Origin of the sequence: Streptomyces sp. ME19-01-6 (assembly GCF_033793745.1) — a bacterium.
GTDB lineage: Bacteria > Actinomycetota > Actinomycetes > Streptomycetales > Streptomycetaceae > Streptomyces.
Genome location: NZ_JARAXF010000028.1, coordinates 121,763 through 131,924, shown reverse-complemented (window position 1 = coordinate 131,924; position 10,162 = coordinate 121,763). Strand labels below are relative to the sequence as shown.

11 protein-coding genes are annotated in these 10,162 nt (G+C 71.8%); 6 read left to right on the top strand and 5 right to left on the bottom strand.

Translation table 11 applies throughout. The annotated features are described in order from the left end of the window. Positions 1 to 416: 416 nt before the first annotated feature. The 4 genes from PV419_RS40325 to PV419_RS40310 all read right to left on the bottom strand — a co-directional run bounded on the left by PV419_RS40325 (position 417) and on the right by PV419_RS40310 (position 2,557). Positions 417 to 1,409, bottom strand: a complete 993-nt coding sequence (locus tag PV419_RS40325) for an alpha/beta hydrolase family protein (protein ID WP_319697540.1) — start codon at positions 1,407 to 1,409, stop codon at positions 417 to 419. Then, entirely contained in the window at positions 1,406 to 1,801 is a 396-nt protein-coding gene (locus tag PV419_RS40320; protein ID WP_319697539.1) for a zinc-binding dehydrogenase, read from the bottom strand. The genes PV419_RS40325 and PV419_RS40320 overlap by 4 nt, the downstream gene beginning before the upstream one ends. 190 nt (positions 1,802 to 1,991) lie before the next feature. After that, positions 1,992 to 2,213, bottom strand: a complete 222-nt coding sequence (locus tag PV419_RS40315) for a hypothetical protein (RefSeq protein ID WP_319697537.1) — start codon at positions 2,211 to 2,213, stop codon at positions 1,992 to 1,994. A 101-nt stretch (positions 2,214 to 2,314) separates the two neighbouring features. After that, entirely contained in the window at positions 2,315 to 2,557 is a 243-nt protein-coding gene (locus PV419_RS40310) for a hypothetical protein (protein ID WP_319697536.1), read from the bottom strand. Positions 2,558 to 2,626: 69 nt separating this feature from the next. Here PV419_RS40310 and PV419_RS40305 point away from each other — a divergent pair, with 69 nt between their 5' ends. Continuing rightward, positions 2,627 to 3,148, top strand: a complete 522-nt coding sequence (locus PV419_RS40305; protein ID WP_319697534.1) for a hypothetical protein — start codon at positions 2,627 to 2,629, stop codon at positions 3,146 to 3,148. Positions 3,149 to 3,195: 47 nt separating this feature from the next. On the opposite strand, the gene PV419_RS40300 is transcribed toward PV419_RS40305, so the two are convergent. After that, positions 3,196 to 4,020, bottom strand: a complete 825-nt coding sequence (locus tag PV419_RS40300) for an NAD(P)-dependent oxidoreductase (protein WP_319697532.1) — start codon at positions 4,018 to 4,020, stop codon at positions 3,196 to 3,198. 270 nt (positions 4,021 to 4,290) lie between these two features. Between PV419_RS40300 and PV419_RS40295 the strand changes: the two genes are divergently transcribed. The 5 genes from PV419_RS40295 to araD all read left to right on the top strand — a co-directional run bounded on the left by PV419_RS40295 (position 4,291) and on the right by araD (position 10,077). Beyond that, positions 4,291 to 5,244, top strand: a complete 954-nt coding sequence (locus PV419_RS40295; protein WP_319697531.1) for a 5-dehydro-4-deoxyglucarate dehydratase — start codon at positions 4,291 to 4,293, stop codon at positions 5,242 to 5,244. Positions 5,245 to 5,265: 21 nt separating this feature from the next. Next, the gene (locus PV419_RS40290) at positions 5,266 to 6,465 is read left to right on the top strand and encodes a hypothetical protein (protein ID WP_319697530.1); all 1,200 of its coding nucleotides are present in this window, start codon (positions 5,266 to 5,268) and stop codon (positions 6,463 to 6,465) included. Positions 6,466 to 6,599: 134 nt separating this feature from the next. Further along, on the top strand, positions 6,600 to 7,289 hold the full coding sequence (locus PV419_RS40285) for a GntR family transcriptional regulator (RefSeq protein WP_319697529.1): 690 nt from the start codon (positions 6,600 to 6,602) through the stop codon (positions 7,287 to 7,289). Between the two features lie 122 nt (positions 7,290 to 7,411). Beyond that, a complete protein-coding gene (locus PV419_RS40280) occupies positions 7,412 to 8,314 on the top strand; it encodes a dihydrodipicolinate synthase family protein (RefSeq protein ID WP_319697528.1) in 903 nt (300 codons plus the stop codon). Continuing rightward, positions 8,311 to 10,077: an L-arabinonate dehydratase gene (araD, locus tag PV419_RS40275; RefSeq protein WP_319697526.1), complete on the top strand. Its 1,767-nt coding sequence runs from the start codon at positions 8,311 to 8,313 to the stop codon at positions 10,075 to 10,077. Before PV419_RS40280 ends, araD begins: the two co-directional genes overlap by 4 nt. Positions 10,078 to 10,162 lie beyond the last annotated feature (85 nt).

Here is a 10,162-nt window from a genome sequence, read left to right as displayed (position 1 = left end):
ACCGGCAGTGTCCCGTTCCTGAACCAGCGATACGCAGTGTGGGGACTGATCCCCTGCGCTCGCGCCCACTCAGTCAGATTCACGCGAAGATCATAACGCGACCAGAGTCATGCCATACACACTCATACACACTCCCCAGCAGCAGTTCGACACCCCTTGGTGCGGATCCCTGGGCGTCGACCAGATCGCGGTGCTGATGATCGCGAAGAGGACGAGCGCGAGGAGGTAACCGAACAGCGGGTCCTCGCCGGTGTGGTCGAGCGTTATCCCGGGCAGCGCGGCGGCCAGCGCGACTCCGGGGGAGCAGCCCTAGCTGCTGTCTTCGAATGTCTTTCATGATCGGGACTCTGTCAGGCCGTGTCTCGTCCGGGAATACTCCGCCGATCAGGACATCGTCACATGGGGGGTGAAGCTGCTCATGCGAGTGCTCCCGAGACCCAGTCGGCGGCCGTGGGCAGCCAGTCCGCCCGGGCGTTGCCCAGCAGATGGTCGCCGTACGGGACGGGCAGGTACTCGCCGTGCGGTGCCAGGCGGGCCAGTGGCTCCCCGTTGGTCACTCCTGGGATGACGTCCCGGCCGCCATCGACCACCAGGAGCGGGCAGGTGATGCGGGGTGCCAGTGCGGACAGGTCGACCCGGTCGGCGAAATCGCGGGCCGCTCGGGTTCCTCCGGCGCGCCGGGTGAGGATGTCCCGGACCGGGGGCGGCAGGGCTTCCCAATCGAGGCGGAAGGGACCGCTCACGGTGGCGACCGCGGCCACGCGGGGCTCGTGGACGGCGCTCTCCGCGACGTAGTAACCGCCCAGGCTGAGGCCGACGAGCCCGACCCGGTCGACGCCGAGCGCGTCCACGACCTGGCCGATCACCTGGTGATAGTCGGGCCGGACCGTGGTGGTGGCCGCGAGTGCGCCCTGTCCGGGGCCGTCCATCGTGAACACGGCCAGGCCCCTGCGCAGCAGCGCCGAGGTGACCGCGTGGAACTCCTCCTTGCCGGAGTCCAGGCCGGGCACGACGACGACGGTGGCGGGCGCGTCGGCAGGCCCGCGGAGCCAGCCGGCGAAGGCGGGCCCGTCGAGTCGGCGGGCACCGGGTTCCAGAAGCCGCAGCGCACGGCCCATGGCGGCGTCGGCCTCGGCGGCGGCCTCGGTGTCGGCCGGGGCCTGGTCCGCGTGCGGGGCGAGGGTGGCGATGTGGAACCAGCGCGCCGCCACTTGGTAGTGCTCGCCCGCCGATATCGGGGAGGCGGCCTGCTCCGCGCGTGCGAGGTGACGGCGAGCGGCCCTCATGAACGCCTGCTCCCAGTCGTCGACCGAGGTCAAATCGGCGGTGACACGCTGGAATTCGTGCGGGTCAAGACCGGCGCCGGTGGCGCGGGTCAGATTCGCCGCGGTGAAGTCGGCGATGTTCACGACAGCACCCCCGTGGCGAGGACGGCCTTGCCGCGGATTCGGCGCTCCCGCAGGTCGACCAGGGTCTCGGCGGTCTTCGCCCAGTCCGCGGTGCGGTCGATCTCCGGATGGAGCCGCCCGTTGTACACCAGTTGCACCAGGGTGGCCAGGTCGTGGCCGTAGGGCGGGCCCACGTTGGGGCCCGCGTAGTGGAAGCGGCGGATGACGGCGCCTTCGACGTCCTTGCCGGGCATCAGGCCCGGCTCCGGACGTTCCGGGAGGAATGTCTCGCCTGGGTTCGGCGCGAACGCCTCGACGCGGATCAATGTCTCGTCCGGCGCCGGGACGGGCCGGGCGTCCTCGGTGAACTCCACCGGGCGCGCCGGACCTCCCGTGGGGATCAGTCTCTGCATGCGGATCATGTAATCGGCGGTGGCATCGGATGAGCCAACAACCCGCTGGGCGAGCCGACAACCAAGGGTTGTCGCCCGTGGTGAGAGGCGCGTATCTCTCTGGACGGACCTCTGAGGTGAGGGCCATGGACCTCGATCTGGCGCAGGTACACGCCGCGTCTGCTGGGGTTGAGCCGCCAGGGTGCGTCGGTCAGCGCCGGTTGCGCGGGTGGTCGCGGGCGGTGCGCTCGTTGCCCCTGCGGTAGTTGCCGGTCCAGCGCGCCATCACTTCCTGCGGATCGCCCGTCTCGGCCTCGGCGAGGAACCGTGCCGCCCGGGAGCCGCGCAGGGTGGTCGCCGCCCGGCCGTTGTGGGTGATGACCACGCTGCCGTCGTCGCGCTGTCGGTAGGTGAAGCCGGACGGTGCGGGCACCGGGCACGCTCCTCTGGGCCGACGGAGAGGCTCTGACCGTACTGCCCGGGAACGGGCGGGTGCGCGTGAATTTCCCGCGCCCCCGCCTGCCCGCTTACGCGTCAGCCAGGAAGCGGGGACGAGGTCGTGCGGCCGGGCTTCGCGCCTTTCGGCGGGTAGTCGCAGTCGATGCTGGTCACCTCGCGGTCGCCGTCCTCCGAGTCCACGACCGCCACCCCGGTGCAAGCCCTGCCGTGCTCATCGGTCCACGTGAAGATCTCGCTCTTGCCGGGATCGGCACATCCCGTGAGCACAGCGACGGCCACCAGCGCCCCGATGACCCCCGCCGACCAACGCACGCTCATATGTCCCCCCATTGCCCGTTCACATCCCGTGACCATGCGAAGCGCGGTCCGCTCGGCGACCCTGAGGGTATGACACACCGGAGCCGCCCGCAGGACTCGCAGCCTCAGCCGCCGACCGGTGCCGCTCACACCGACTACAGCGGCGCGGTCTACGGCTCGCTGCTCGCGGCCTCCGTGGTGGCCGGCGCCGGAACGCTCGGCTCGTTCCCGCGGCTGGAACTCGCCTTGCTACTGCTGTGTACCGGTGTGGTGTTCTGGGCCGCGCACGTCTTCTCCCGCCTCTTCGGAGCGCGGATGGGGAACCAGTCCCTGAGCCGGGAGGAGGTCCGCCGTGTGTGTGCCGACGAGCGGCCGATCGTCGAGGCGGCTGTCCCGCCGGCCGGCGCTGTGGCGATCAGCCCACTGCTGGGACTGGGGGTTCCGGGAGCGGCCTGGCTGGCACTGGCTGTCGCCCTGGCCGGGCAGGTCGGCTGGGCGAGCGTGGCCGCCGTTCGGGCAGGCGCCTCCGGCCGTCTGACCCTGGTCGCGGGCGCGGTCAACCTTCTCCTCGGGCTTGTCATCGTGGTCGTCAAGGTTCTGCTCCAGCACTGACGACCTGCCCGCGTCCACCCCCCTCCGCCCCCCGGGCGGGCCCCCTGTCAGTGCGGCCAGATGGGCGGGTTGGTGCAGAAGTGGCCGCCGAGGTAGGCGTGGTCGGGGTTGTCGGGGTCGAGTTCGCCCTGTTCGGCGATGAGCTTCGCGGCGTACGGCTCCGAGTCGTCCTGCGGCTCGTAGCCGAGCGCGCGGGCGGAGGTGAGGTCCCACCACAGGCGGGTGTTGGCCGAGCTGCCGTAGACGACGGTGTAGCCGACGTCCTCGGCGGTGAGGGCGGCGTGGAGCAGGCGGGCGCCGTCGGCGGGGCTCATCCAGACCGACAGCATGCGGACCGAGGTCGGCTCGGGGAAGCAGGAGCCGATGCGGATGGCGACGGTCTCGATGCCGTGCTTGTCCCAGTAGAAGGACGCCAGGTCCTCGCCGAAGGACTTGGACAGGCCGTAGAAGGTGTCCGGGCGGCGCGGGGTGTCGATGGGGATGAGCGATTCGTCCGGCACGGGGGTGGTGGCCGGGCGGGGGGTGAAGCCGACGGTGTGGTTGCTGGAGGCGAAGACGATCCGGCGGATGCCCGCCTCGCGCGCCGCCTCGTAGAGGTTGTAGGTGCCCTCGATGTTGGCCCGCAGGATCTTCTCGAAGGGGGCTTCCAGGGAGATGCCCGCCAGGTGGATGATCGCGTCGACGCCCTGTACGGCCTCCCGCAGCGCTTCCTTGTCGGCGAGATCCGCGGTGATGGCGTCCGGCTCGCCCTCGATGGGCATGACGTCGAAGAGGCGCAGCCGGTATCCGTACGTCGCGGGCAGCAGTTCCCGCATCAGGGTGCCCATGCCGCCGGCGGCGCCGGTGAGGAGAACGGTGCGGGGAGCGGGCATGTGGGGATCTCCTCCGTTAAGGATGGAAATTTTGTACATAGATGCCGTTCATAAACATGGACACGCTAGGGAGGGTCGCGGGGGTGCGTCAAGAGTCTCGGGTGGGTGTCGGGTTCGCGTGTGGTGCCGCCCCCGCATGGGTGCAGCCGCCTTGACCGGCGCGGGCGGGCTGTCCTACGGTGGCTTGCGTTCATGAATATGGATGACGATCAGAAACATGTACGCGCCGACGAGGTGATGGCACGTCGGCGCACACGACAGGGAGAGCCCGTGACCTCAGCCTCACTCGCCGAGCGCCTCGACGGACTGCTGTTCTTCCCCGTGACCGCCTACGGGCCCGACGGCGCCCTGGACCTCGACGCGTATCGCGCGCATGTGCGCGACGGGATCGAGTCGGGGGCGGCCGCCGTCTTCGCGTGCTGCGGCACCGGTGAGTTCCACGCGCTCACCCCCGAGGAGTTCCGCGTCGCCGTCGCCGCCGCCGTCGAGGTGGCCGACGGGCGGGTGCCGGTGATCGCCGGGGCGGGCTACGGCACCGCCCTCGCCATTCGGTACGCGCGGCTCGCCGAGGAGGCCGGGGCGGACGGGCTGCTGGCCATGCCGCCGTATCTGGTCGTCGCCGACCAGGAGGGGCTGCTGCGCCACTACACCGCGCTCGCGGCCGCGACCGGCCTCGAAGTCATCGTCTACCAGCGGGACAACGTCGTCCTCGCCCCGCAGACCGTGGTCGAGCTCGCCAAGGTCCCCGGCATCATCGGGCTCAAGGACGGCCTCGGCGACCTGGACCTGCTGCAGCGCATCGTCAGCGCGGTGCGCGCCGACGACCCGGAGGGGAAGTTCCTCTACTTCAACGGGCTGCCCACCGCCGAGCTGACCGGGCTCGCCTACCGAGGCATCGGCGTGCTGCTCTACTCCTCCGCGGTCTTCTGCTTCGCCCCCGAGATCGCCCTCGCCTTCCACAAGGCCCTGACCACGGGCGACGACGCGACGGCGAACGCGCTGCTGGACGGCTTCTACCGGCCGCTGGTCGAGCTGCGCAACCAGGGGCGCGGCTACGCCGTCTCGCTGGTCAAGGCGGGCGTGCGGCTGCGCGGCCTGGACGTCGGCGAGGTGCGCTCGCCGCTGTCGGAGCCCAGCCCCGCCCACGTCAAGGAGCTGGCCGAGCTGATCGAGCGCGGGCTGGCCCTGGTCCCCGCCACCACCGCCACCGCCACCGAAGCCTGACGACCCCGAGGGGAAACCGCGTTGAAAGCCTCCGCCTTCGTCTACCCCTGGGACGTCGTCGGCGACCCCGACGCCGCCCGCCGCATCGCCGACCTCGGGGTCCAGCAGGTCACCCTCGCCTCGGCCTACCACTCCACCCGCGCGCTGACCCCGCGCCACCCGCGCCACCGCATCGTCACCGCCCGGCACGCGGCCGTCCTCTACCCGCCGGACCCGGACCGCTGGGCGGGCCGGGCGCTGCGCCCGTACGAGCAGTCCTGGGTGGACGGCGCCGACCCGTACGGCGAGGCGGCCCGCGCGCTCGCCGACGCCGGGCTCGAGGTGCACTCCTGGGTGGTCCTCGCGCACAACTCCCGCCTGGGCGACGAGCTTCCGCACACCTCCGTGCGCAACGCCTACGGCGACCGCTACCCCTGGGCGCCCTGCATCGCCCGCCCCGAGGTGCGCGCGTACGTGGTCGACCTGGCCGCCGAGGCCGCGGTGCGCCCCGGCACCCGCGGCACCGAACTGGAGTCCTGCGGCTGGTACGGGGTCACACATCTGCACGCGCACGACAAGATCGGCGGGGTCTCGCTCGGCGGCGCCGCCCAGTACCTGATGTCGCTGTGCTTCTGCGACAGCTGCCACGCGGGCTACGTCTCGCTCGGCGCCGACCCGGACGAGCTGCGGCACGCGGTGCGGCGCGCGCTGCGGCCCATCTGGTCGGGGGAGGCGGCCCAGGGCGGCGGCGACCGGGCCGCCGAGTGGGCCGAGGTGGAGAAGCTGCTCGGCGCCGACCACCTCGCCACCTTCGCCACCTGGCGGAACCGGGTCGCGGCCGAGCTGCAGCGGGACGCGGTCGCCGCCGTACGGGAGGCGGCGAGCGGCAGGTTCCAGGTGCTGCTGCACGCCGACCCGGCGCCCCACCGCTTCGGCGCGAACGTCGGAGTGGACCCCGCGGGCATCCTCCGCCACGCCGACGGCGTCGTGCTGCCCTGCACCGGGAACGACGCGGCGCGGGCCGATGTGCTGACCCCCTTCGTGCCGCACACGACCGAACGCACCACCCTGGCGGCGAACTTCACCGTCGTCGCCGGCATGGGCGGCAGCCCGGCCACCCTCGAAGCCGACGCCACCCACGCGATCGGCCTCGGCGCGGACGAAATCCGCCTGTACCACGCCGGACTGGCCTCCGACGCGGACCTCGCCGCCGTGCGTACCGCCCTCGAACGGCTCCCCTGACGCACGATCAACTCACAGGGCCGCCCCGGCGATTTTCGTCAGAACCGTTGACGAACTCCCGGGGCGGCCCTAATTTCATCGCGTCGTACTTCGTACGTCATATATGAGACGCGATATGTGAGATCTGAGAGCCCATGGACATTGCGCCGAGCCCGATCCCCTCCCGTACGCAGTACGTACTGGAGGCGGTCAAGCACGGGATCCTCACCGGACAGCTGCGGCCCGGCCAGCCCCTCGTCGAGACCGAGCTGGCCGCCCAGTTCGGCGTCTCCAAGACCCCGGTCCGCGAGGCCCTCAAGACCCTCGCCGGCCGCGGGCTCGTCGTGATGAGCGAGTACAAGGGCGCGACCGTACGCACCGTCGACACCGCCATGGCCCAGGCCGTATACGACGTACGCCTGCTGCTGGAGCCCGAGGCGCTGCGCCGCACCGTCACCACGCGCGCCGACCTGGCCGGTGCGAGCGCCGCCCTTGAGCGCTCCGACGCCGCGGCCGACCCGGCCGACCGGTCGCTGGCCAACCGCGACTTCCACCGCGCGCTGTATCTGCCCTGCGGCAACCCGCTGCTGGCCGGAATCCTCGACGAGCTGCGCGACCAGGCGGCACTCGTCTCCGCCGTCGCCTGGCAGGCGGTCCCGTCCTGGGAGCGGGAGGCGCAGGAACACCGCCAGATCCTCGCCCGCGCGCTCGACGGCGACGCGGACGGCGCGGCCGACGCCCTGCACGACCACATCGCCTCCTTCGTCCGGCGCGCCTTCCCGGAAGTCGCCGCCGAGGGCCCCGTCGCGGGCGCCGGAAGCCGGGCCGCCGAGGTGGCCCCCTAGACCGCGTGGGCGCGTGCGTTGAGGGGACGGTCCCGCACGCGCCCGCGCGCCTCACCCCCACCCGACGACCGTCATCGGACCGACCAGCACCATCGGCCCCCACCAGAGAGGAAAGGCACCGTATGGACCACTCACCACTGAGGGCTGCGCTCGCGGACGTCGTGGCGATCCCGGTGACTCCGTACGACGCCGAGGGCGCCGTGGAACAGGACACTTACCGTGCCCTGCTGCGCCGGCTCCTGGACGGCGGCGTACGGGCCGTCACGCCCAACGGCAACACCGGCGAGTTCTACGCCCTCACCCTCGCCGAGCGCCGCTTGGTCACCGAGCTGACCGTGGAGGAGACCGGCGACCGGGCCGCCGTCCTCGTCGGCATCGGCCACGATGTGGCCACCGCGGTCGAGGCCGCCCGGCACGCCCGCGAGGTGGGCGCCGGGATGGTGATGGTGCATCAGCCCGTGCACCCCTACGTCTCCCAGGACGGCTGGGTCGACTACCACCGCGCCATCGCCGAGGCCGTTCCCGAGCTCGGGGTGGTGCCGTATCTGCGCAACCCGCTGATCGAGGGCAGCGCCATCGCCCGCCTCGGCGAGGCCTGCCCCAACGTCATCGGCGTCAAGTACGCGGTGCCGGACGCCGCGCGCTTCGCCGCCGTGGCCCGCGACGCGGGGCTCGACCGGTTCGTCTGGGTGGCCGGGCTCGCCGAGCTGTACGCGCCCTCGTACTGGGCCGTCGGCGCCACCGGCTTCACCTCCGGCCTGGTCAACGTCGCCCCGAAGGTCTCGCTCGACATGCTGGGCGCGCTGCGCGCCGGGGACTACGCGGGCGCCATGAAGGTGTGGGAGCAGATCCGGCCCTTCGAGGACCTGCGCGCCGCCCACCAGTCGGCCAACAACGTCAGCGTCGTCAAGGAAGCGCTTGCCGCGCTCGGCCTGTGCCGCCGCGACATCCGCCCGCCCAGCAGCCCGCTGCCCGAGCCGCAGCGCGCCGAGGTCGCCGCGCTCGTACAGGGGTGGGCGATATGACGCCCGCGACCCCCCAGACCCCCACGCCCCCGGCGACCACGCCCCGCAGAACACCCGAAGAGCTGCGCAGCCACCAGTGGTACGGCACCGACGGCCTGCGCTCCTTCAGCCACCGGGCCCGCACCCGCCAGCTCGGCTACCTCCCCCAGGAACACCTCGGCAAGCCCGTCATCGCGATCCTCAACACCTGGAGCGACATCAACCCCTGCCACGCGCATCTGCGGGACCGCGCGCAGGCGGTCAAGCGCGGGGTGTGGCAGGCCGGCGGATTCCCGCTCGAATTCCCGGTGTCGACGCTCTCGGAGACCTTCCAGAAGCCGACGCCCATGCTCTACCGCAACCTCCTCGCCATGGAGACCGAGGAGCTGCTGCGCTCCTACCCGGTGGACGGCGCGGTGCTCATGGGCGGCTGCGACAAAAGCACCCCGGCGCTGCTGATGGGGGCCGCCACCGCCGACCTGCCGACCGTCTTCGTACCGGCCGGGCCGATGCTGCCGGGCCACTGGCGCAACGAGGTCCTGGGCTCGGGCACCGACATGTGGAAGTACTGGGACGACAAGCGGGCCGGGCTCATCGGCGACTGCGAGATGTCCGAGCTGGAGAGCGGTCTGGCCCGCTCGCCCGGCCACTGCATGACCATGGGCACCGCCTCGACGCTGACGGCCGCCGCCGAGGCGATGGGCGTCACCGTCCCCGGCGCCTCCTCCATCCCGGCCGTCGACTCCGGACACGACCGGATGGCCGCGGCCTCGGGGCTGCGGATCGTCGAACTGGTCTGGCAGGACCTCAAGCTCTCCAAGATCCTCACCCGTGAGGCATACGAGGACGCGGTCGCCACCGTCCTCGCGCTCGGCGGCTCCACCAACGCCGTGATCCACCTGATCGCCATGGCCGGGCGGTCCGGAGTGCGGCTCACCCTCGACGACTTCGACCGGATCGCCCGCACCGTCCCGGTGCTGGCCGACCTCCGCCCCGGCGGCCGCTACCTGATGGAGGACTTCCACTTCGCCGGCGGGCTGCCCGGCTTCCTCGCTCAGCTGAAGGACACCCTGCACCTGGACCGCCCCACCGTCGCCCACGCCACCTTGCGCGAACAGCTCGACGGCGCCCTGGTCCACAACCCCGAGGTCATCCGCCCGCTCGACAACCCGCGGGCGAGCGAGGGCGGAGTGGCGGTGCTGCGCGGCAACCTGTGCCCCGACGGCGCGGTCATCAAGCACATCGCCTGCGAGCAGCACCTGCTCAAACACACCGGCCCCGCCGTCGTCTTCGACGACTACAAGACGATGCAGGCCACCATCAACGACCCCGCGCTCGGCATCACCCAGGACAGCGTGCTGGTACTGCGCAACGCCGGCCCGCTCGGCGGCCCCGGCATGCCCGAGTACGGCATGTTGCCGATCCCCGACCACCTCCTCAAGAAGGGGGTGCGGGACATGGTCCGCATCTCCGACGCGCGGATGAGCGGGACCAGTTACGGCGCCTGTGTGCTGCACATCGCGCCCGAGTCGTACGTCGGCGGGCCGCTCGCCCTCGTCCACACCGGCGACCTGATCACCCTCGACGTCGAGGCGCGCACCCTGCGCCTGGAGGTCGACGACGCCGAGCTGGAGCGGCGCCGGGCGGGATGGACGCCGCCCCCGCCGCGCTATACCCGCGGCTACGGCGCGCTCTACCAGGAACAGATGACCCAGGCCGACACCGGCTGCGACTTCCGCTTCCTCGCCGCCCCCGGCGCGGACCCCGAACCGTACGCGGGCTGACGCCCCCTCTGAGCAGCTGTTTCCACACGGATTTTTTGTACGAAATATCGAACGACATTCGGTAAGCGCTTCACCCGCCCGACCT

What these genes read in the sequence shown, in the direction of transcription:
- PV419_RS40310 (WP_319697536.1), bottom strand. Translation starts at nt 2,557, where the DNA reads ATGAGCGTGCGTTGGTCGGCGGGGGTCATCGGGGCGCTGGTGGCCGTC.
- PV419_RS40300 (WP_319697532.1), bottom strand. Translation starts at nt 4,020, where the DNA reads ATGCCCGCTCCCCGCACCGTTCTCCTCACCGGCGCCGCCGGCGGCATG.
- PV419_RS40305 (WP_319697534.1), top strand. Translation starts at nt 2,627, where the DNA reads ATGACACACCGGAGCCGCCCGCAGGACTCGCAGCCTCAGCCGCCGACC.
- PV419_RS40280 (WP_319697528.1), top strand. Translation starts at nt 7,412, where the DNA reads ATGGACCACTCACCACTGAGGGCTGCGCTCGCGGACGTCGTGGCGATC.
- PV419_RS40320 (WP_319697539.1), bottom strand. Translation starts at nt 1,801, where the DNA reads ATGCAGAGACTGATCCCCACGGGAGGTCCGGCGCGCCCGGTGGAGTTC.
- araD (WP_319697526.1), top strand. Translation starts at nt 8,311, where the DNA reads ATGACGCCCGCGACCCCCCAGACCCCCACGCCCCCGGCGACCACGCCC.
- PV419_RS40285 (WP_319697529.1), top strand. Translation starts at nt 6,600, where the DNA reads ATGGACATTGCGCCGAGCCCGATCCCCTCCCGTACGCAGTACGTACTG.